The 22,258-nt window shown below is 53.1% G+C and carries 21 protein-coding genes; 15 read left to right on the top strand and 6 right to left on the bottom strand.

All coding sequences use genetic code 11. The features are described 5' to 3' along the window. Positions 1 to 42 precede the first annotated feature (42 nt). Positions 43 to 327, top strand: coding sequence for a YciI family protein (locus VSX58_RS02715; protein WP_327616702.1), 285 nt, complete (start codon positions 43 to 45; stop codon positions 325 to 327). A 49-nt stretch (positions 328 to 376) separates the two neighbouring features. Here VSX58_RS02715 and VSX58_RS02720 read toward each other — a convergent pair whose 3' ends face one another. Beyond that, complete coding sequence (locus tag VSX58_RS02720; protein WP_327617047.1) at positions 377 to 649, bottom strand: DUF3811 domain-containing protein; 273 nt, start codon at positions 647 to 649, stop codon at positions 377 to 379. A 159-nt stretch (positions 650 to 808) separates the two neighbouring features. Between VSX58_RS02720 and VSX58_RS02725 the strand changes: the two genes are divergently transcribed. From VSX58_RS02725 to VSX58_RS02770, 10 genes are all read left to right on the top strand, one after another. After that, positions 809 to 1,090 carry a VF530 family protein gene (locus VSX58_RS02725; protein WP_327613470.1) on the top strand — a complete coding sequence of 94 codons (282 nt, stop codon included), beginning with the start codon at positions 809 to 811 and terminating at the stop codon, positions 1,088 to 1,090. A 425-nt stretch (positions 1,091 to 1,515) separates the two neighbouring features. Then, the gene (locus VSX58_RS02730; protein ID WP_327616703.1) at positions 1,516 to 1,902 is read left to right on the top strand and encodes a DHHA2 domain-containing protein; all 387 of its coding nucleotides are present in this window, start codon (positions 1,516 to 1,518) and stop codon (positions 1,900 to 1,902) included. A gap of 9 nt (positions 1,903 to 1,911) precedes the next feature. Then, a complete protein-coding gene (locus VSX58_RS02735) occupies positions 1,912 to 2,070 on the top strand; it encodes a hypothetical protein (RefSeq protein WP_327616704.1) in 159 nt (52 codons plus the stop codon). A 229-nt stretch (positions 2,071 to 2,299) separates the two neighbouring features. Further along, the gene (locus VSX58_RS02740) at positions 2,300 to 4,072 is read left to right on the top strand and encodes an EAL domain-containing protein (protein ID WP_327616705.1); all 1,773 of its coding nucleotides are present in this window, start codon (positions 2,300 to 2,302) and stop codon (positions 4,070 to 4,072) included. Between the two features lie 81 nt (positions 4,073 to 4,153). Next, entirely contained in the window at positions 4,154 to 4,984 is an 831-nt protein-coding gene (locus VSX58_RS02745) for a mannosyl-3-phosphoglycerate phosphatase-related protein (protein WP_327616706.1), read from the top strand. Between the two features lie 29 nt (positions 4,985 to 5,013). After that, positions 5,014 to 6,231 carry a glycosyltransferase family protein gene (locus VSX58_RS02750; protein ID WP_327613475.1) on the top strand — a complete coding sequence of 406 codons (1,218 nt, stop codon included), beginning with the start codon at positions 5,014 to 5,016 and terminating at the stop codon, positions 6,229 to 6,231. 328 nt (positions 6,232 to 6,559) lie between these two features. Then, positions 6,560 to 7,744, top strand: a complete 1,185-nt coding sequence (locus VSX58_RS02755) for a pyridoxal phosphate-dependent aminotransferase (protein ID WP_327616707.1) — start codon at positions 6,560 to 6,562, stop codon at positions 7,742 to 7,744. 387 nt (positions 7,745 to 8,131) lie between these two features. Then, positions 8,132 to 9,376, top strand: coding sequence for an acyltransferase family protein (locus tag VSX58_RS02760; RefSeq protein WP_327616708.1), 1,245 nt, complete (start codon positions 8,132 to 8,134; stop codon positions 9,374 to 9,376). An 89-nt stretch (positions 9,377 to 9,465) separates the two neighbouring features. Then, positions 9,466 to 9,816: a DUF1283 family protein gene (locus VSX58_RS02765; protein ID WP_327616709.1), complete on the top strand. Its 351-nt coding sequence runs from the start codon at positions 9,466 to 9,468 to the stop codon at positions 9,814 to 9,816. A gap of 87 nt (positions 9,817 to 9,903) precedes the next feature. Continuing rightward, on the top strand, positions 9,904 to 10,200 hold the full coding sequence (locus VSX58_RS02770) for a DUF1161 domain-containing protein (protein ID WP_327613478.1): 297 nt from the start codon (positions 9,904 to 9,906) through the stop codon (positions 10,198 to 10,200). Positions 10,201 to 10,276: 76 nt separating this feature from the next. On the opposite strand, the gene VSX58_RS02775 is transcribed toward VSX58_RS02770, so the two are convergent. The 4 genes from VSX58_RS02775 to VSX58_RS02790 all read right to left on the bottom strand — a co-directional run bounded on the left by VSX58_RS02775 (position 10,277) and on the right by VSX58_RS02790 (position 15,217). Beyond that, positions 10,277 to 11,746: an MDR family MFS transporter gene (locus VSX58_RS02775; protein WP_327616710.1), complete on the bottom strand. Its 1,470-nt coding sequence runs from the start codon at positions 11,744 to 11,746 to the stop codon at positions 10,277 to 10,279. A gap of 181 nt (positions 11,747 to 11,927) precedes the next feature. Continuing rightward, positions 11,928 to 12,593 (bottom strand): dethiobiotin synthase, encoded by a 666-nt coding sequence (bioD, locus tag VSX58_RS02780; protein WP_327616711.1) that lies wholly within the window; start codon positions 12,591 to 12,593, stop codon positions 11,928 to 11,930. Between the two features lie 169 nt (positions 12,594 to 12,762). After that, entirely contained in the window at positions 12,763 to 13,980 is a 1,218-nt protein-coding gene (gene mlc, locus VSX58_RS02785; protein ID WP_327616712.1) for a sugar metabolism global transcriptional regulator Mlc, read from the bottom strand. A 343-nt stretch (positions 13,981 to 14,323) separates the two neighbouring features. Then, entirely contained in the window at positions 14,324 to 15,217 is an 894-nt protein-coding gene (locus tag VSX58_RS02790; RefSeq protein WP_327613482.1) for a LysR family transcriptional regulator, read from the bottom strand. A gap of 99 nt (positions 15,218 to 15,316) precedes the next feature. Here VSX58_RS02790 and VSX58_RS02795 point away from each other — a divergent pair, with 99 nt between their 5' ends. Both VSX58_RS02795 and tus read left to right on the top strand, forming a co-directional pair. Beyond that, a complete protein-coding gene (locus VSX58_RS02795; protein ID WP_327616714.1) occupies positions 15,317 to 16,591 on the top strand; it encodes an MFS transporter in 1,275 nt (424 codons plus the stop codon). A gap of 117 nt (positions 16,592 to 16,708) precedes the next feature. After that, positions 16,709 to 17,641, top strand: a complete 933-nt coding sequence (gene tus, locus VSX58_RS02800; protein WP_327616715.1) for a DNA replication terminus site-binding protein — start codon at positions 16,709 to 16,711, stop codon at positions 17,639 to 17,641. Positions 17,642 to 17,725: 84 nt separating this feature from the next. On the opposite strand, the gene fumC is transcribed toward tus, so the two are convergent. Continuing rightward, entirely contained in the window at positions 17,726 to 19,123 is a 1,398-nt protein-coding gene (fumC, locus tag VSX58_RS02805) for a class II fumarate hydratase (RefSeq protein ID WP_327616716.1), read from the bottom strand. Positions 19,124 to 19,446: 323 nt separating this feature from the next. Between fumC and manA the strand changes: the two genes are divergently transcribed. After that, on the top strand, positions 19,447 to 20,619 hold the full coding sequence (gene manA, locus VSX58_RS02810) for a mannose-6-phosphate isomerase (protein WP_327616717.1): 1,173 nt from the start codon (positions 19,447 to 19,449) through the stop codon (positions 20,617 to 20,619). Positions 20,620 to 20,681: 62 nt separating this feature from the next. Beyond that, positions 20,682 to 22,184: a YdgA family protein gene (locus VSX58_RS02815; protein WP_327616718.1), complete on the top strand. Its 1,503-nt coding sequence runs from the start codon at positions 20,682 to 20,684 to the stop codon at positions 22,182 to 22,184. The last annotated feature ends 74 nt before the right edge of the window (positions 22,185 to 22,258 follow it).

Below are 22,258 nucleotides of genomic sequence, written 5' to 3' on the forward strand. Positions count from 1 at the left end.
CGCGCTAGTATATATCGGTTTTTCGTAGAGAAAGGATAAACCATGTTCATCATCAGTCTTACCTATCATCAGCCAATCGAAACGGTGGAAAAGTATCTGGAAAACCATATCGCCTGGCTGAAGAAATATTATGCGCAAGGCGTATTCGTCGCCTCCGGCAGAAAGATACCGCGTACGGGCGGGGTGATTTTCGCCAAAACGATGGCGCGTTCGGATCTTGACGCGGTGTTATCCGAAGATCCGTTCAATGCGGTTGCCAGCTATGAGATCATCGAGTTTGCGCCGTCGATGACCAGCGACGAACTGGATGTATTAAAGACCCTCTAATCGCGTTGGGCTACTCAGGTGATAACGCCGTTGCCACCTGAGTATGAAACTAACGGCGTCCCCGCCAGTTGGTATTGGCCGACCAGCTATAGGTTGTGGAAGTATCGGGCTTGAATTTATTTTTCTTCTTCTCGGCCCGCGCCTGTTTAGCCGCGATGTCCCGCTCTTTCATCAGACCGTCGATGTAATCATTTTTAATATGGTTGCTTTCAGAATTGGTCAGCGGGCGGCCGTGTTTTTTTCTTTCCTGGTCGAGCAAGGTTTTAAGTTGACGTTGTTCTTGCTCCGTCATGTCTTTCTGAGTCAGTCTGGGCATAAGAATCGACCTGAATAGTGGCTGGTGATCTCATTGTAAAGGAAAAATGCGCCAAACTCAGGTAAATCCGCCGGTTAATCGGACTTGCGCGCAATCGTCATGCCAAACAATTGCATCAAGCTTTCAAGGCCAGTATGTTGTACGAAAATAATGATGGGATAAACTATGACGACGCATATCTCGAAAGATCCTCTGCATGGCGTGACGCTTGAAGCGCTGTTGAATGCGCTGGTTGCCCGCTTTGGCTGGGCGGAACTGGCGCAACGCATCAACATTAATTGTTTCAAAAACGATCCCAGCATCAAATCCAGCCTGAAATTCCTCCGGCGTACGCCGTGGGCCCGCAAGGAAGTTGAGGCGTTATATATCGCGTCGCTGAATAAGCCAGACGCCGCCGACGCGGATACATCATCAGCCGACAACCCGTGGGGCAAATGGCGATCGTGATTTTCCGAGGATATGGAGCTGGTGACCGAGGAGTTCCAGCTTGTAGAGGTCGTCTAACAATTTATCAGAGTAGTTAACGCGCAAGACGCACGCTTAGCCGACTTCAATATCCTGGCCGTAACGCCGCCACACAGAGATACCATCGCCACGGGTTAGTATCGGAAATAAAGATTTATCAAAGCCCATCATCATGACCACTGAAAGCCGGATTTCGCCCATCTTCATTCTGGTGCGCATAATGTATATTATGTTAAATATACTACTAGGGTCGATAACCTCATAAGCGACATCCACGCACACATAAATCAATACGTTGAAACTCTGACTTCCCTCTCGCTTCTCTCAGCGATACGGTCGCACTCACCGGTCCCACGACGACGATACAGGATCAGAAAGCCGTCGCTATTTTGCGGGAAACCATCACTGTGGATTATGACGGATTTGTCGCCGAACTGCTTGCAGCAAAAACCGATCTTACCGGTCAGTCCGCAGTACAATTACTCAATCGCGATGCTAAAAATTACCAGATCCACGGCGTGTCGCTTTTACTATCGCAAATAGAGCTTCGGGATATGTCTGATATCGATCCCTATTTACCCGAACTAAAACAGGAAATCGGACATACCAGGCAGATAACGGGCCTGGACATGGTTATTCTGGTGCTGACTGATATCACTCATCACAATTCCGTTTTGTACTTCTCAAACAATAAGACCATCAGGTCTCGCCATATTTACCTACCGGGTATGACAAGCAGAAAAAAAGAAATTCTTCCCTGGCTGACTAGCCATTTCTCTTCGCTTGAGAGGTGATGTATGCACATGTACAAACACGCATTATTACTGGTTCAGAACGAAACTGATGGCTTGCTGCTTCTGCACCATGCCGAACGCCTGGCGAAAGAGATGGGAACCCGAATAACCATGGGCCACATCAGCTCTGATTACAGAGAACTCGAATCCGCCTTTAAAAAAAGTTAATTCTGTGAAAAGTTCTTCCGTATCTGGCGGTACGGAAGAACGATTATTAATTCTATTTTTCGATCCTGCCCCATGTCATCGGCTCATTGATGACCCCAGTTGGCTTTGTTGTGATTATGCGGTCGTAAACAGGGCGTTTTAATGCAAAGAATGGTTTAAGCACTTATAGTGAACATATCCCCTTTTTAAGGGCAATTTTGGAAAAATATCTGTGCGGGTAAAAACCAATATGTTCACTGGTCTTAACAAAAATGAAGAAAAAAAGCTGGCTACGCTTGAGCAACTTAAATTAGCGGACAAAACAAAAGACCAGACGCTGGGTGAATTTGCACGGTTGGCCGGCAAGGTCATGGGGATATCGAGCGGCTTCGCCACAATTTTCGACGGCAAATATCAGCATATCAAATACGTCCCAAACACGCCCTTCCCGCTTGAAAACGTCCCGATAACCGAAATGATGTATCGTCATGCGCTTGACGCCGACGGTCCGGTAATATGCTCAGACACGCGTACGGATATCCGCTTTAAAGATCACCGGCTGGTTAAAGACGGCGTCATCCTATTTTATGCGGCGGCGCCGTTGAAAAATCGGGATGGATTTGTTCTTGGCGCGCTGTGCGTCATCGGTAACACCCCCTTTACGCCGTCGCAAGACCTTATCGATAACTTTCTGCTCATCGCCGGTCTGGCCGGCGCCTATCTCGAATCCCGGGGTTCGATTGGTTTTATCGACGCATTGACCGAGTTGCCCAATAGACGCCAGTTGCTTGACGATATTGCAAAACTGGCGGTAAAAAACATCGACGAACCCTATAGCCTAATAATTTTCGACTGTATCGATATGCCCCAGGCCTATGAACTCTCTCGCTATTTAGGGCTTGTCGCCGTCGAAAACATGCTCAGGGACTTCAGCTCATTGCTGCGTCTGCGGCTTAATCTGAAAAAAGAAACCGTCTTATATACCTTTGCGACCGGTCGGTATGCGGTATTGGTGAAATTGCGTAATGCGAAAAAACTCATACGAAAAGCGCTCGTTATGCCGCCAACGCAAACCAAAATCACCAATGACATCGACATCACGCTGAACATTCACGCCGGCTATGTTTCCTTTCGGCCGGCCGGTTCTTCGGTCGCGGAGATTTTTCGTCAGGGGGTCAGCGCGCTACACGAGGCGATAAAGCAAGGCATTCCGGTACAGAAATTTGATTCGGAGTTGGATAAAAGAAGAAACGATGAATTCAAACTGCTGTATGACCTGAGCGAAGCAATCAAGTCCGAGGATCAGCTTTATCTGGCCTATCAGCCGAAAGTGTCGCTGTCGGACGGGCATATAGAAGGCGTAGAGGCGCTGCTGCGCTGGGAGCACCCGCTCAAGGGGAATATTTCCCCCACAACTATCGTCGCCCTGGCGGAAAAAACCAGCCTGATGTTCGCGATTACCAATTGGGTGATTTCCAAAGCGCTTGAACAGCTCAAGGCATGGCGAAAAATAGGCATTGGCATTCCTATTTCGGTTAACGTAACCGTTAGCGATTTATCCAGACACGGCTTTGCCGACCGGCTGGAGGAGCAGGTACTGGCCTCGGCCCTTCTCACGACGGATTTGCGCATCGAATGTCTGGAAACCGAAAAAGTGCTGGAAAGCGAGATTGCGCTGAACGAGCTGAATATTCTCAAATTGAGAGGCTTTAAAATCCTGCTGGACGATTTCGGCGCCGGCTACAGCAATATTAATTATCTGCGCCGTATCCCCCTTGATATCGTTAAGCTTGATCGCTCCCTGATTAGCCTTATCGCCACGGATACCGGCAGCCGAATTATCGTACGGAATATTATCGTGATGCTTAAAGAGCTGGATTACACCGTGCTTGCCGAGGGGGTTGAGGATGAGGAAACCGCGCTGATGCTCAAAGAGTTTGGCTGTGACGAGGCGCAGGGATATTTTTTCTCGAAGCCCGTCTCGCCCAGGCAGATTCAGGATATGTTTTTCGCTAATGAATAAATTCCCCGCCAAACGATGCGGACGCGGCATGGCGCGCTCATCGTTACTCTCTCTTTATTCCCGCTAAGTTATGGAGCGCCGATGCCTAAATTAAGTTCTAATCTGCTGATTTTCAGCGACCTAGACGGTTCGTTGCTGGATCACGATACCTACGGTTGGGAAGCCGCCCGGCCGTGGCTGGAGAGATTAACGCGGCATCGGATCCCGGTCATTATTACCACCAGTAAAACCGCGGCCGAGGTCGAGCAATTACAATGCGAGCTGGGCCTTAGCCATCTGCCTTATATTGCTGAGAACGGCGCGCTGGTTGCGCTGCCGCCGGATTGGCATGCGCATCCGGCCTACCCGCGCAAAATTTTTGGCGCCGACTATGCTTTCATTTGCGCTCGACTCCATCAATTACGGGAAAAGTACGGTTTCAGCTTCAGCGGTTTTTCCGATATGGACGCCGCAGACGTTGCCGAATTAACGGGGCTGTCGGAACGGGATGCCGAACTGGCGCGGCGGCGCGAAGCCTCAGAGCCCATTCAATGGCTGGGCGATGCCGCTTCGCTGACCAGCTTTAGCCGGGCATTGACGCAGATGGGGCTAGCGCTTACCCAGGGCGGACGGTTTTATCACGTTATGGGGAAACAGGTGGCGAAAGGAAAAGCCGCAGACTGGATAAAAACACAGTATGCGGATAAACATGGTACTCTGGCGCAGACTATCGGTCTCGGCGACGGCCCGAACGATGTTTCCCTGTTATGCGCAATGGATAACGCAGTGATTATTAAAGGCAAAATAAATCAACTTGTTATCTTGCCAGAAAGCTATGCCGGCCGGTTATATCGCACCCGCGCCATGGGGCCGAGCGGCTGGAGCGAAGGTCTTGACTATTTTATCGGCTCGTCCGGAGTATGGCCGGTATAACAGAAAGCATAATTGTATGGGAGAACGCCATGAGTGAATTTTATCAGGATGGAATAATCACCAATTTCCACAATCTAACCCAGCGCAGCGTGGAAGAGCTTGAATACGAGCTGCAAGTATTTTCCGGACAAAACAGCATGGGGCTTATCCTCCCGTCCCTTTTTTCCGAGCTGGAAGGCCCGGCGCTGGACAATATTATCGAACAGTTGTCCAACGTGTCTTATCTCGGCGAGATCGTCATCGGCCTGGATCGCGCCGATCGGGAACAGTTTCAGTTTGCGCGCCAATTTTTCTCGCGTTTGCCGCAGCGCCATCGCATTTTATGGAATGACGGCCCGCGCCTGCAGGCATTGAGCGATGAGCTGGCGGATAAGTCGCTGGCGCCGATGGAGCCCGGTAAAGGGCGCAACGTATGGTTTTGCGTCGGCTATACGCTGGCGTCGCGTCGTACGGCTTGCGTGGCGTTGCATGATTGTGACATTGTCACTTATAATCGCGCTATGCTCGCCCGCCTGCTCTATCCCGTGGCGAACCCGCATTTCCACTATGATTTCTGTAAAGGCTACTACGCGCGCATCGCCGACGGGAAATTCAATGGCCGCGTCGGCCGCCTGCTAGTCTTTCCCTTGCTGAAATCGCTGCAAAAGGTTTACGGCAACTCAGACTATCTTGAGTATATGCGCAGCTATCGCTACCCGCTGTCCGGCGAGTTCGCCATGCGCACCCATATTTTGAATAATCTGCGCATTCCCAGCGACTGGGGATTGGAAATCGGCGTTTTGTCGGAAATTCACCGGGGCACGGCGACCAGCCGTATCTGTCAGGTGGATATTGCCGACAACTATGACCATAAGCATCAGCCGATGTCGGAAAACGATCCCAATGCGGGTCTGCAACGCATGGCGAGCGATATCACCAAAGCGCTGTATCGCAAGTTGGCGATTTTAGGCGTGAACATTACCACCGATTCATTCCGCGTTCTGCGAGCGACCTACTACCGCACCGCGCTGGATATGATCGACGCTTTCGAGCATGACGCCCGCATGAACGGTCTGCATTTTGATCGGCATACGGAAGAGTCCGCCGTCGAACTGTTCTCAGATGTGATTACGCTCTCGGGACAGGTCTATGCCGAAAGCCCCGGAGACAAGCCTTTTGTCCCCAGTTGGAACCGCGTTCAGTCGGCGCTCCCCGACATTCTCGAGCGGCTGTATGACGCCGTAGAGTTAGATAATCAGGAGAAATAGTTTCTCCGACGCCGTAAATCGCTTGCCGGACCGGCAGTCGCTTTACGGCGGGCCATCGCCTGCCTCATTATGGATCGTCTGCATGCAAAACGTGCATCCGCTTGATTTAATTACCCGATCAATCCCCCAAACCCATCGTGCTTTATCGAACGGTGATAATGGCATGGAAGAATAAAGCGTCCGCGCCAGGGACAAAGGCGTAGGTTTTGTCGTCGGAAAACCCGGCTGCGCCTATCTGGCGGTCAAAAAAAATAGAAATCTTCCAGCAAAACTGGCGCGTTTTGTGCTTCATCTCTTCTGCCAATATGTGATCAAGGAGAGTGTTTGGATGAATTTTTTGACGAATGAAAGCGACGTATTAAACCCGAAACGCCGGGCATTATTAAAACTTTCCGGCGCCCTATTGGGAACGGCCGCCGTCGCCTCGGGGTTAAGCTCACGGGTTTTTGCCGAAACAGCGCCGACAAACGCGGAGCTTGCGCCGCCATCGCCGGATAACCCGATCCGCATAAATTTCAACGAAAATCCGCTGGGCATGTCGCCAAAAGCGCAGGCCGCCGCCCGCGACGCCGTCGTGAAGGCCAATCGCTACGCCAAAAATGAAATACTGATGCTCGGCAAAACGCTGGCTGATCATCATCAGGTCGAGCCCGCGTCTATTTTACTGACGGCGGGATCGTCCGAAGGTATCCGTGCGGCGATTGAAGCCTACGCGTCGCTGGATGCGCAGTTGGTTATTCCCGAATTGACCTACGGCGACGGCGAGCATTTCGCCAAAATCGCCGGAATAAAGGTCACCAAAGTGAAAATGCTTGATAACTGGGTATTCGATATCGAAGGATTGAAAGCGGCGGTCGCGGGTTACAGCGGTCCTTCCATTGTCTATCTGGTCAATCCCAACAACCCCACGAGCACCATTACCCCGGCGGATTTAATCGAACCCTGGATTGCCAGTAAACCCGCTAATACGATATTTATCGTCGATGAAGCCTACGCCGAATTCGTTAATGACCCGCGCTTCCGCTCCATTTCCCCCATGATTTCCCAGGGCGCGGAGAACATCATTCTGCTCAAAACATTTTCCAAAATACACGCCATGGCCGGGATGCGCGTCGGCTACGCCGTCGCCCATCCCAACGTGATTGCGTTAATGAAAAGGTACGTCGCGGGCGAAAAAATCAATTTTTGCGGCGTGGATGCGGCATTGGCGTCCATGAACGATCAGGCATTCATCGCCTACAGCAAAAAAAGCAATGACGCTGCGCGTCAAATCCTGCTGAAAACGCTGGACGAATTGAAGTTGCCTTACCTGCCGTCGGAAGGCAATTTTGTCTTTCATCAGCTGACGGTTCCGCTGAAGGATTACCAGCAGCATATGGCGGAGGCCGGCGTGCTGATTGGGCGCGCTTTCCCTCCAGCGGATAACTGGTGCCGCATCTCGCTGGGTACTCCGCAGGAGATGCAGTGGGTGGCGAATATCATGCGCGAATTCCGCGACAAAAACTGGATTTAACGCCGCCTCTTTTTGTATTGCGCGCCTCCATGCAATATCGGCCCTTCCTTCCGAAGGGTCCGATGATTAAAATAGCTTCGTCGAATCTTTAGATAATTCGTATATATCCGTCATGCTGAAACATTATTTTTCTCATTAACATCCCCCCTTACCTTCTGACGATTGACAATATTCCCTTCAGCGCAATACCTATTTTCATCGATAAGAATAGCCCTAATTATTGCGCCTCCTCCCGGCGACAATGATATTAAAAAAAGCAATAGATACATAATGATAGTCATTTTTCGATGGCATCTATTTAATAGTTTCGTTCGCCCGACGACCTTGAATCCGCTAAATCGCCGCACTATTCTCGATAACGTTTTTGCCGTCGGATGAGGATGATTGATGCAGGGATTATTGTTTTTAGCCGTATGTACATTGCCCATTTTTTCCTGTTTCCTGCTTTATCCGTTGCTGAGCAGTAAATTTACGCAGGAGATCGGCGACGGCGAAAAAATATCCACTATCGACGGATTGCGCGGGCTGTCCGCGACGGCGGTCATCATTCATCATGGCATATTAATGTCCAATCTTTTTATCGACTCAACCTGGAAAATCAACGCCGGCTATATCGCCTATTTTAATGAAGCCACCCATCGGATATTAACCCAATTCGGTTCGTTCGGCGTGATGGTGTTTTTTATGATTACCGGTTATTTATTCTGGAACAAGGCGCTCAATAACGGCGGCGCCGGCGATGTCGGCGTTTTTTACCGACGCAGAATATATCGCCTGCTGCCGCTATATCTGTTTGCCGTCATCGCCGTCTATGGTCTGTCGTTTCTGATAGGCTTCAGCGATAAAATGGATATACGCTATTTCGTTCACTCCCTCGCTTCATGGCTCTCTTTCGGCTTTATTCAGGGTATGCCGCTCACCGACAGCAAGCCGGGCTGGCTGATACTGTGCGGCGTATTCTGGACGCTGGCGATTGAAGTGAAATTTTACGCGCTGTTCCCCTTCCTCAGCTCGCTGTGCAAAAACAGGGGCGTTTCGCTGGCTCTGCTGCTCGGCGCGATTGTCGTCCTGTTGGCGCTATTGCGCTGCGACGCGATCGCCGGCGGTACCTACAGTATTCTCTTTGCCTTTATCGGCGGCATGCTGACGGCGACGCTGCACCGCTTCTCATCGTTCCGCCATGAAACGCAAAATATCAATAGCCAGCCGTGGCTGAATAGCCTGTTCGCCGCGCTGGCTATCGGCAGCGTGGCGCTGAGCTTTTCCCTTTTCGATTTCGCCTATACCAGCCTGTCGGTACTGCTGATCGCCCTATTTTTTCTCATCACCGCCAGCGGCAATACGCTATTCGGCCTGCTCACGCTAAAACCGATCCGCTTCAGCGGCATCGTCAGCTACAGCAGCTATATCATTCACGGGCTGGTGCTGACTTCCGCCTTTACGCTGATTTATCCGCGCTACGGCGCGCTTGCCGCCCTGTCGGTCGCTTTCGTCCTGGTGACGCTGATCAGCGCGCTCACCTACCTGAAGATTGAGAAACCGTTTATCATGTTATCGCACGGCAAGGCGCAACGCCGCGCGCCGCAGACGCCTGTCCGCCCCGCTTCTCAACGCGCGTCCTTAACCGAATAGGCCGGCAGGGGAAACCCGCTTTATCGGCGGCGGATTAGACGGCATAATAGCCAAAGGTTATAGATATCCTTTATTCATCAAGGTGAAAAATGAAAGCATACTCTTTTGCATCCCTGATGCGGGCCATGATCCCGCTGTCCATGGTCATAGCCTGTGCCGCCTGGCAACCGGCCGCGCTGGCGGACACCCGTCACGTTATCGTTGAATCCGGCGATAGCTCCTTATCCAAAGAAGCCGCTCGCCAAAGCGGCGAACAGTGGAATTCAACCCGTACGTTGCGCAATAAGGTCAACTCACGCAACGAGAAAGAGTTCGATAAATTGGAAAAATCGATAGATGGCGAAGAAAAGTGCAACGCCAGCTACAACGTTAACGCCTATTGGGAAGCCAATACTTCGCGCTGCCTCGACCGCCGTACAGGCCGCCCGGTCGCGCCCTGATTTTTAGTCTACGCTTTTAATGTAACGTTCATCTGCCCGCTCGGTGTAACAATGGGCAGAAATTCATACAGATAAAAGGGTGATAAGATGAAAAAATCCATGATATTCGGCGCGGCTTTGTTGGTTATTACGCCTCTGGCCGCGCAGGCGTCTTGTGAGAGCGTTAAAGCGGACATTGCGCAGAAAATCATCAACAACGGCGTGCCTGAATCGGGTTTTACCCTTGATATCGTGCCTAACGATCAGGTGAGTCAGGCCGGCGGCCAGGTCGTGGGCCATTGCGAAAACGACTCGCAAAAAATCATTTACATCCGACATGCCGACGGCGACGCGGGAACGGACGACGCCGCTTCCCCGGCCGAGCCGACGACCGGCGCGCAGTAACCATTCCCGTTTTCGTTTCGGAGAGCCTTTTGTTCTCTCTGAAACGAACCTTCCCGAACCTGCCGTTCCCGACGGATTAGCCCTGAATCCGTTGATTGGCGGGGATCATCCAAGCGGCGAAGAGCGTAATGACCGCAATCAGCGCCGAAACCATAAAAACCCAGTGTATTGAGGATGAGACTTGCCAGGAGATTGATTCAAGCTGCGCCGCGCTCATCATGCTCCGGCTGCGGCTATCCATCAGCGTTTGTAGCGGATCGGCCATCTCCGGCAGACGAAAATGCAGATTGATATTCAGCGTCGCGCCGAGAATGGCCGTGCCCAGCGCCGAACCCAGCATACGGGTAAACATGGTGGACGCGGTTGCGATGCCGCGAATGGCGTAGTCCGCCGCGTTTTGCACCGAAACCAAAAAGGTGGTGTTGCTTAATCCCATACCGGCGCCGATGGTAAAAGCGGCAACGCGGGCCCAGTTCAGCGATGTATCGGGATCGAGCGTTAGCAACATCAGGCTGCCGGCAATCAGCAGCACGCCTCCGCTGACGGCGGTAAAGCGATAGGATGTCCAGAGCATCAATCTGCCGCTCAGCGTACTGGCCAAGGGCCAGCCAATCGACATCAGCGCCAGAATGCTGCCCGCCTCCAGCGGCGATCGCCCCATCACGCTTTGGATGAAGGTCGGTAAAAAAGCGCTGACGCCCATCATGGCCGCGCCAATCAACAGACCGCCGAAATTCCCAGCAACAATCACCCGGTTACGCCATAAGGCCAGCGGAAAGAGCGGTTCGGGCGCCCGGCGTTCCTGCCTGAATAATAAAATGGCGCCGGCCGCGGCGACGGCCAGTAGCGGAACGCCCCCGATGCCGAACGCTTCAGCCTGCAATAGCGCCAGCAACAGAGTCGCGACGGTAAGCGCGAGGTAGCATGCGCCGGCCCAGTCCAGCCGATGCCGCCGTACCCGGCTAACCGCAGGCAAATAGCGGGCTAATAACAATATCGACAGGATTCCAATGGGAACGTTAACCCAGAACACCAGCGCCCAGGAGAAGCGCTCGACGATAAACGCCCCCATCAGCGGGCCGGCGATCGCCGAAATCCCCCATACGCTGGAGAGATATCCCTGAATTTTGGGGCGCTCCGTCTTGCTATACACGTCCGCGACGATGGTAAACGCGATTGGCGTAATGGCGCCGGCGCCCAGGCCCTGTATGGCGCGAAACAGAATCAGCCATCCCATATGGCGGGAAAAACCGCACAGCGCCGACCCCAGCAGGAAAATCATCATACCGATAAAAAAGACGCGCTTACGGCCAAACAGGTCGGCCAGCCGCCCATAAATCGGAATGCTGACCGCCTGCGTAAGCAAATAAGCGGCAAAAACCCATCCCAACAGCGAAAAACCGCCCAGGTCGGTAATAATGGTCGGCAGCGCGGTGGCGACAATGGTAACTTCGATCGCCGCGGTAAACATCGCCAGCATACAGGCGATTAAAACCCAATGGCGCCGCGCGACCGGGGGATGCTCAGGATTATCTACTGTTTTCATTATATTTTTTTGCCAGGCGAATAATATCTGTTGCTGAGTATACCAGCTGTTATCCCATTGGGGACCGCGTAAGGCGGCCGGCCAAACTTGCGATGGGAATTTAAAACGGAAAGGAGACCCTAAATATAAATAAGGTGCAGCGCTGACGGCTACACCCCGAAGTCATTCGACGGGCAAAAAACTAATAATTTAATGCCGAGAGATCGGTATAAGAAGATAAGTCGCGCTGTTCGGCGCGCGGTAAATAAGGCAATTCCCCTAGCTGCGGCGCGGGAATTTTTTTACGCAGCACGGTAATGATCTCCGCATAATTCGCCAACCCCGGATTAATTCGATTCGCCACCCAGCCGACCAGCGGCAGACCATCATTAATGATGGCTTGAGCCGTTAATAATGCGTGACTGATACAACCCAGTTTAATACCGACCACTAAAATGACCGGCAGCTGTTCCTGAACGACCCATTCGGAATAAGGGCGCAGATCGCTCATCAGCGTGCGCCAGCCGCCGCTGCCCTCAACCACGACGACGTCGGCGATATCGCTTAACCGCTGTAATCCCTGAGTCATGGCGCTGTAATTAATTTCCTGTTCGCTGGCGCTGATTTCGTCCTCCCGCAATGCGATCGGATTGACTATTTCATAAGGCAGCTCAATTGACGACGCCGCCTGCAACAGCAGCGCGTCTTTATTTCTTAATCCCGCATCCGTTTCCGTACACCCTTTGGCTATGGGTTTATAGCCGGCCACCGATTTTCCCGTCATTGCCAGTTTTTGCAATAACGCTTTGGATACCACCGTTTTACCAACCGCGGTATCAGTACCTGTGACGAAAACGCGTTTCAACATGAGAAAACTCCGGGAGGAACCTGAAAAATAACAAACACGACAAAATGCCATCCAATAGCCGAAGTCTAGGCGATACGCCATTCAGGCGGCTTGCGTTAGCTCAATGTTTTGTTTCTCTGCGTTGGCGAAGCGGAAAATACGAATATCAGGAGGGACGGAGAATTTAACATTACCCCTGCAGCAATTTCACCAGTAACGACCCGTTATACAAAGCATCTTTAACCAAAGCCGCGCCCGGCATAGTGCCTTGATTATAAAACTGGGTCGCTTCCACCTTAATGTTGTGGCTATAAGGCGGAAAAGACTGCTGGCGAATACACCCCATAATTGCCGGATATAAAATATCCGCGGCTTTATTTAACGGCGATCCGACCAAAATTTTATCGGGATTAAATAAATTAACCATAATGGCGACAATACGTCCGACGTTATTACCCACATCGTTAATAATATCTTTCGCCAACGGATCGCCGTTTAAAGCCGCGTCGCAGAGGCTGTCGACCGTCAATGGCGAACCATGCAGCGCCGAACTCATTGAAACGCTCATCCGCTGCTGCGCCAGCTCTAACATGCTTTCCGTGCTGGCGACCGTCTCAAGGCAACCGTGATTGCCGCAATAACACCTCTTGCCATAGGGATCGACCTGCGTATGCCCTATCTCAACCAAATTACGGCTGCCCGCATGCAGAATCCGCCCGCCGGTGATGACGCCCGCGCCGACGTTATGGTCAATCACGATCTGAATGACATTCTGGCAGCCGCGTGAGGCGCCATACAGCGCTTCGGCCATCGTCCAGGCGCAGATATCATGCTGAACAAAAACGGGTAAGCCGGTGCGCTGTTCCAGCGCCGGCCCTATCGCCATCTCCTCGACATGGTAAAACGGCATGCGGTGAATCACCCCGGCGGCGGAATCGATCATGCCGGGCGCGGTAATCGCAATCGCGGTCAGCCGTTCAAGACGACTTTGATAGCGAATAAAAAACCGATCGATCTCATTCAGAATACGCTGCAGCAGCGGCTGCGGATCATCCGCGGGCAGCGGTATGCAATTCTCGGCAACCAGTTTGCTGCTCAGATCGCGCAGCGCCAGCGTAATCGCGTTGCGGCTGATGCGCGCGGAGAGGTAATGCCATGCCTGCGTATCGAGGATCAGTCCGATGGCCGGGCGCCCCCGGCTGCCGACATCCTGGTATTCGGTTTCCTGAACCAGATGCGCTTCCAGCAGCTCGCGCACGATTTTGGTGATACTGGCCGGCGCCAGCTGCGCGCGTTTCGACAGCTCAATGCGTGATATCGGGCCATAATTATCGATCAGTCTGTACACAGCACCGGCGTTCATTTGTTTGATTTGATCGATATGTCCTGGCTGGCCGTCGGCAATCACAAAACTGGCTCCTACTCTTCACTTCATCTTATCGCTGGCGCTGCTGATGGAGACCGGTTATCCCCGTCTTCCTGCCGCCTTCCTGCAGTTCGAATTATTTAGGGTATACCCGTCATACTTCAAGTTACATGTGCGTTGGCCGCGTTCAGTCACCCGAATCACTTACTTGTGTAAGCTCATCGGGACTCCTTCTCTTGCCGCCTTCCTGCAACTCGAATTATTTAGGGTATATATAACCTATTTTTCACGCTGCAAAATAAAAAGCTGAGGTTATGTTGGGGCTTTTCGCGAAAGGCGTCAAATATTTGATTCGTTATGTGATTTGATGCACATATTGAAAATATTATCGATTGAGCATCAGCGAAATCAGCGTCCGCGCCGCCGTTTTTAACGCCCGGTGTTTCGCCGTAACCAGCCAGACTTCGGTAATTGCGTCGCTCTCCGCCAGCGGTAAGTATTTCACCCCATCGACCTTGATGCGCATAAACGAAGCGGGAAGAATGGAGACGCCCAGGCCGGATGATACCAGACCGACGATCGTCATCGCCTCGCCGACCTCCTGGGTAATGTAGGGCGTAACGCCGTATTTCTTCAGCAGCGTCAGGGTTTCGTCATATAACGCCGTCCCCACCTCACGCGAGAAGAACACAAAAGGCTCATTCGCCAACTGGCCGATCCCGATCGGCCCCTTGGCCTGCACGGCCAGCGGGTGCGCCTCATGCACCACGGCGACCAGCGCCTCATGCAGCAAAAGCTGATGTTCAAGCGCATCGGGCAACGGATTATTGCGCATCACCCCAATATCAAGTTTACCGTTCAGCAGCGGTTCGATCTGCTGCTTGGTATTCAACTCCATCATCTGGATATGAACTTGCGGAAAAGATTGACGGAAGCGGAGCAAGCTGCGGGAAACCTTTTTAATAAAAGGCGCGGATGAAGTAAAACCGATGGTCAGTTCCCCGATCTCCCCCCGCTGGATGCGCGCGGCGCGCTCTGCCGCCTGATTGACCTGCGCGATGATTGACCAGGCCTCTTTTAGAAACATCTCGCCCGCCGGCGTCAGACGTACGTTACGGTTGTTGCGCTCGAATAATCTGGCGCCGATCTGTTCTTCCAGAATTTGTATTTGCTGACTGAGAGGCGGTTGAGAAATAAGCAATTTTTCCGCCGCGCGGCCAAAATGCAGCTCTTCGGCGACGGCAATGAAATAGCGCAGATGGCGTAATTCGATATTCATATTTTATAAGTATTAATTATGACGACTAATATATTATACAAAATAATATTGCTCTTCTATGATCGCGCCATCTTTTCCCTTGTTAAATCTGGAATTATTTTGAGTACCCCCCCGTCACCAGCAGCAAATGATACGCCCGCCTCGATTATTGATGATATTGAAACACGGTCACCAAAACCGAACGCCAGCGGTAAAACCCCCTATATCAAACGCGGTACGCCGCAATTTATGCGCGTCACCCTGGCGCTATTTTCGGCCGGCTTGGCCACCTTTGCGTTGCTTTACTGCGTGCAGCCGCTATTGCCGGTCCTTTCCGAGGCATTTTCCATTTCTCCCGCGGCCAGCAGCCTGTCGCTTTCGGTCGCCACTGCAACCATGGCCTTCGGCCTGCTATTTACCGGCCCGCTGTCTGATACCGTCGGACGCAAGAACGTAATGGTGGTATCGCTAATGTTGGCATCCATCTGCACGCTGGTTTGCGCCTTTATGACCAGTTGGCACGGAGTGCTGATCATGCGCGCCATGATCGGCCTGTCGCTCAGCGGCGTGGCGGCGGTCGCCATGAGTTATTTAAGCGAAGAGATCCACCCCAGCGTGCTGGCCTTTTCCATGGGGCTGTATATCAGCGGCAATTCGATCGGCGGCATGAGCGGACGGCTGGTCAGCGGCGTACTGAGCGACTATTTTCCCTGGCGCGTCTCCGTCGGCGCCATTGGCGTTCTGGCGTTGGTTTCAGCGCTGACCTTCTGGAAAATTCTGCCGGAGTCGCGCCATTTCCGCCCCGGCTCTTTGCGTCCCAAGACGCTACTGCTGAATGCGAAACTGCACTGGCACGACGCCGGATTGCCGCTGCTGTTCTTAGAGGGTTTTTTGCTGATGGGGTCGTTCGTGACCCTCTTTAACTATATCGGCTACCGGCTATTGGCTCCCCCTTACCTGCTCAATCAGGCGATCGTCGGCCTGCTGTCGGTGGTGTATCTAACCGGCAGCTATAGCTCGCCGAAAGCCGGCGCCTTAACCGCCCGCTATGGGCGCGGACCGGTGCTGACGATCTCCATCGGCATCATGCTGCTGGGTCTGCTCATTACCGCCTTAAGCCCTATGCTGTGCGTTCTACTCGGCATGATGTTGTTTGCCGCAGGCTTCTTCGCCTCTCACGCGGTCGCCAGCGGCTGGATCGGGCAGCGCGCGCGCCGGGCAAAAGGCCAGGCCTCCTCCCTGTATCTCTTCTCCTACTATTTTGGCTCCAGCCTGGCCGGAACCATCGGCGGCGTGTTTTGGCACGGATATGGCTGGGCGGGCATTACCCTGTTTCTGGCGACGTTGCTGATCGTTGCGCTGCTGGTCAGCGTCCGCCTGAAACAGCTGCCCTGATTTCACCTTTTTGCCATTAATCCCTGCTCGGCGACTGAAAAACGGTTGCCGATGTCGGGGATTCGTCATATAACCATTAGTATGTTGTAACTAAATACCGACTGCGAAGGGGGAATCATGGATCGCTACTCGCTTGTTAGCCGAATGAACCGCTGCTTTGCGACGCTGGAAGAAAAGCTGGCGCAGATGCCGCCGCTGTTTTCGTCATTTCGCCTACTGGCCGGGCGCGTCTTTGCGCTGCCCGATATTGAAAAAGGCACCGAGCACGACGCGATAGAACAGATTAGAGTTCATCAGCACGTCGGCCGGACGGCATGCGAGCTGGGATTAACGCATTTTCAGCGGCTGTTTATCCACCACTATCCGGAAACCATTAGCAGCAAAGCCGCTATCCGCCTCCCCGGCGCCCTGTGCTTCTCCGTCGATGAGCGCCAATATCAGCAGGCGCGGCAGCTGATAACGGAAGTCAATGCATTGAAAAAAGAGCTGGAGCGCATCATCACCGTCGAGTCCGGGCTGGCCTCCGAGCAACGCTTTGAGTTCGTACACCAGCATCTGAAGGGGCTGATCACGCTTAGCGCCTACCGTTCATTAACGCTGGTCGTCAATCCGGCGTCGGTCCGCTTCGGCTGGGCCAATAAACACATTATCAAAACCATAACCCGCGTCGACCTGCTGGATAAACTGGAGAGAAGCCGCAAAGCCGGCAAACACGCCGCGCCCTACGGCAAGCTGCAGTGGGCCGAACGGGTCGAGCAGGAGATAGCGCAGGTATTGCGCTTGCCCGAATCGGCGTTGCTGAAGATCAAACGCCCGGTGAAGGTCCAGCCGATCGCCAGAGTATGGTATCCTGAACGGCAAAAACAGGTGCAACACCCCTGCCCCTCACCGCTGCTGGTCCTGTGTCGGCAGGCATGCGGAGGCGCCGTCCCGGTTATAGGCGAGTTGAATAACTATGATGCCGACAACATAAAACATAAGCATAAACCTCAGGCAAAGCCGCTGAGGCTGCTGATCCCCCGGCTGCATCTGTATACCGATGCGATGTAAGCGGCCGACGATGTTCGCGCGCCAAGATCCGAGCGCGCCGCCTGCCGGCTTAACCTCGCCGGCAGGCGAGTAGATCGAGATTAATCAGCTTTTCAGACTGCCGACCATATCCTGCGGGCGCACCCACTCATCAAACTGCGCGTCGGTGAGATACCCGAGCTTCAGCGCCGACACTTTTAACGTCAGCCCCTCTTTATGCGCTTTTTTGGCGATTTCCGCCGCTTTATCGTAACCGATATGGGGATTGAGCGCCGTCACCAGCATCAGAGATTCATTCAGCAGCTTATCGATCCGTTCGCGATTCGGTTCAATGCCGACCGCGCAGTGTTCGTTGAAGCTTTTCATGCCGTCGGCCAGCAGACGCACCGATTGCAGAAAATTATGGATCACCATGGGGCGATAAACATTCAGTTCAAAGTTGCCCGCCGCCCCGCCGATATTAACCGCGACGTCGTTCCCCATAACCTGGCAACACAGCATCGTCAGCGCCTCGCACTGCGTAGGGTTCACTTTACCGGGCATAATTGAACTGCCGGGCTCGTTTTCCGGAATGCTCAATTCGCCGATGCCGCAGCGCGGTCCGGAGGCCAGCCAGCGCACGTCATTGGCGATCTTCATCAATGACGCCGCCAACCCTTTCAATGCGCCATGGCTATGAACCAACGCGTCGCAGGTGCCTAGCGATTCAAATTTGTTCGGCGCGGTGACGAACGGTTGCCCGGTCAGCCGCGCCAGTTCGGCGGCGACTCGGACGGCGTATTCAGGGTGCGTATTCAGGCCGGTGCCGACGGCCGTTCCGCCCAGCGCAAGCTCGCATAAATGCGGCACGCTGTTTTCAATATGCTTCAGGCTATGTTGCAGCATTGCCGCCCAGCCGGAGATCTCCTGTCCCAGCGTTAACGGCGTCGCATCCTGCAAGTGGGTGCGTCCGATCTTTACGATCTCCTTGAATTTTTCCGCTTTTGCGGCCAGCGTCCGCTGCAATGAGGCCAGCTCCGGAATCAGGTGCTCATTCAGCGCCAGCACGGCCGCGACATGCATCGCCGTAGGGAACACATCGTTCGAACTTTGGCTTTTATTGACGTCGTCATTGGGATGGACCAAACGGCCGCTGCCTCGTTCGCCGCCCAGCAGTTCGCTGGCGCGGTTCGCCAGCACCTCATTCATATTCATGTTGCTCTGGGTGCCGGAACCGGTCTGCCAGATGGCCAGCGGGAACTCGTCGGCATGCTTGCCGGCCAGAACTTCATCGGCGGCCTGAACGATGGCGTTTCCCCGCTCATCGGGCAGCAGCTTCAAATCCATATTCACGCTGGCGGCCGCCCGTTTTGTCTGCGCCAGCGCAGAGATCAGCGCGCGCGGCATTTTCTCTTCGGAAATACGAAAATGCTCCAGCGAACGCTGCGTCTGCGCGCCCCACAGATGAGCGGCGGGAACATCAATCGGCCCCATCGAATCTTTTTCAATACGCGTTGTTGTCATAACCATTTCTCCTTAGCATTACGAAACAATGAAGGGGTCAGTATCGCCATAAAATGAAAATAAAAACGATAATGACAATACAAATCATTACGGAAATATTCGGCGCGAATCCTGATTAAACGCCCTGTCCCCGCCGAAATCGCCCCGGAATAGCGCGACGCAAAACGTCTGAGCGAAGAGATTACCCCTACCGGCACCGTCTGGAATAGTGACACATAAAACATTAACATGATGTGAGCGGAAACTATTTATTTGCCGGCCCCCTATTTGTTAACTATTTGAATTATATTAATCAACGAATTATTTAACGTCAGGAATCCAACATGCGAAAAATGCTCAACCGTGTCCAGCACTATGCCTGGGGAAGCAAACACGCTTTGAATGAGCTATATGGTATTGATAACCCTAACGATTTACCAATGGCGGAATTATGGATGGGCGCGCATCCCAAGAGCAGTTCCCAGGTTATTGACGAAGAAGGGAAGGCGCGCAGCTTACGTGAAGTGATTGCCGAGGACCTATCCGGGCACCTTGGCGCCGACGTCGCACGGCGTTTCGGCGAACTCCCCTTCCTCTTTAAGGTACTGTGCGCCGCGCAGCCCCTTTCCATCCAGGTACACCCAAGCAAATCCGCAGCGGAACAAGGGTTTGCAAAGGAAAATGCTGCCGGAATCGCGATGGATGCGGCGGAAAGAAACTATAAGGACGCCAATCACAAGCCGGAATTGGTTTTTGCGCTAACCCCTTTCCAGGCCATGAACGGCTTTAGGGAATTATCTGAAATTGTCGCTTTATTGCAGCCGGTAGCCAGCGCCCATCCATCGATCTCCGCCTTTCTGCAACAGCCCGACGGCAAGAATCTCTCCATGCTGTTCGCCAACCTGCTGAGTATGGAAGGACAGCAAAAAAATCAGGCGCTGGGCGTATTAAAAGCGGCGCTGAACAACCAGCAGGACCAACCCTGGGCGACCATTCGCGATATCACCCGGTTTTATCCCGACGACAACGGTTTGTTTTCTCCGCTGCTGCTCAACGTCATTACGCTGCAGCCGGGCGAAGCGATGTTTCTCTACGCGGAAACGCCGCACGCCTATCTGAACGGCGTGGCCCTGGAAGTGATGGCGAATTCGGACAACGTGCTGCGCGCGGGATTGACGCCGAAGTACATCGATATTCCGGAACTGCTGGACAACGTAAAATTCGTAGCCAAACCGGCGGCAAATTTATTGACCGCCCCCATTCAGCAGGGAAATGCGCTAAGCTTCCCTATTCCCGTAGGCGACTTTGCCTTTTCTCTGCACTTTTTGGACGGCGAGCCGCAAACGCTCGACCAAAATAGCGCCGCCATTGTTTTCTGCGTAGACGGCGAAGCCCTACTGCGAAAAGACGATCGGCAAATCGTGCTTAAAGCGGGCGAATCCTGTTTTATTTCAGCCGATGAGTCGCCCGTGACGGTTCAGGGACGAGGGCGCGTCGCGCGCGTATTTAATCGGTAATTACCGAAACAGACCTGCTCGCCGGGAAGAAGCCGGGCGAGTGCAAATAAAGGATGAATAAGATGAAGAAGTCATTAATTGCCGCCGGCGTTATCATCGCTTTGGGAGCCGTCTGGACCGGCGCTTCCTGGTATACCGGCAGACAATTGGCTCAGAATATCGATGAGTTTACCGACAACATTAACTCACAGATAAAATCCGCCTACCCCGACGCGGCGCTAAAAGTGGTGTACCGCGATTATCAGGGCGGTATTTTCAGCAGCAAAGCCGCCTTCGTTATACAATACGACGGTTCGGACAAGTGGCAAAAACCCCTGGCGCCGGGCGAGGAAATTGTTATCAACAATACCGTTTATCACGGTCCTTTCCCCTTATCGCAACTCAAAAAGTTTAATCTGATCCCCGCCATGGCCGCCGTACAGGCGGAGCTGGGGAACACGCCGGTGATTAAACCCCTTTTCGATCTCACGCAGAATAAGCCGTTATTTACCGCCGAGTCGCGCGTCGCCTACAGCGGCGCAATCGATGCCGACATCAGCCTGCTGCCTATTGAATATCAGGGCAATGAGCAGAAATTGTCTTTCAGCGGCGCGCAGCTGCAGCTAGACGCCTCCAGCGATCTGCGCGCGCACAAACTGTCGGGCACCGCCGGCAGCATCTTGATAGAGAAGAAAAATCCCTGGGGGGAGATGGAGCAATTCACGCTAAAAGATCTGGCGCTGGATACCAACACCCGCCAGGGCAAGTTTGACGTCAGGGTCGGCGACGGCAACGCTACCGCCAAGTCGCTGACGGTGACCGTTGCCGGCGGCGAACCCGTCGCGTTCAACGATATTGTGATACAGAGCAGCGTAACGGAAGATGATAAAAATCTGGCGGGCAAAACCACCATGGGATTGGGCTCGTTAACCATCGGCGATCGTAATCTGGGATCCGGCGGCCTGACCCTAAACTTCTCACGCTTTGACGGCGAAGGCACCAAGCAGTTCGCCAGCGATTATCAAAAAGCGATGCAGCAGCTTCTGCCAAACGCGGCCAAGGACGATCCCCTGGCTTATCAGCATCAAGTGATGATGGTTTTCCTGCAAAACTTGCCTAAATTGCTGAAAGGAAACCCAAACATCTCCATCTCGCCGCTTAGCTGGAAAAACGGCAAAGGCGAAAGCACCTTTACCCTGGCTCTGGATATGACCGATCCGCTGCAGAACGGCGCCAGCGCCGCCAATCCGGAATCGTCGGATGAAGAAAAAATCATCCTACAGTCGGTAAAAAAATTCGATGCTAAATTACATGTGCCGTTGGAGATGCTGGCGGAATTGATGGTTCAGACGGGGAAACAGCCCGCGACCGATGAGGAGAAAGAGCAGGTTCGCAAGATGGCGCTTCAGCAAGCGAATATGATGGCAAGCATCGGCCAAATGAATAAGATGACCGTCACGCAAGATAACGCGATCGTCAGCTCACTGCAGTACGCCGACGGCCAGGTCGATTTTAACGGCAACAAAATGCCGCTATCCGACTTTATCGCGCCGTTTATCGACCTTCCCGCCGAGGGCAGCAATTAAGCATCTGGCGTCATCGCCGGAGTAGCCTGCCGTAGTAGTTTAAGAAAGCGATAACAATAAACCTGTGACGGCCG

The organism is Brenneria populi (genome assembly GCF_036016195.1).
Classification (GTDB): Bacteria; Pseudomonadota; Gammaproteobacteria; order Enterobacterales; family Enterobacteriaceae; genus Brenneria; species Brenneria populi.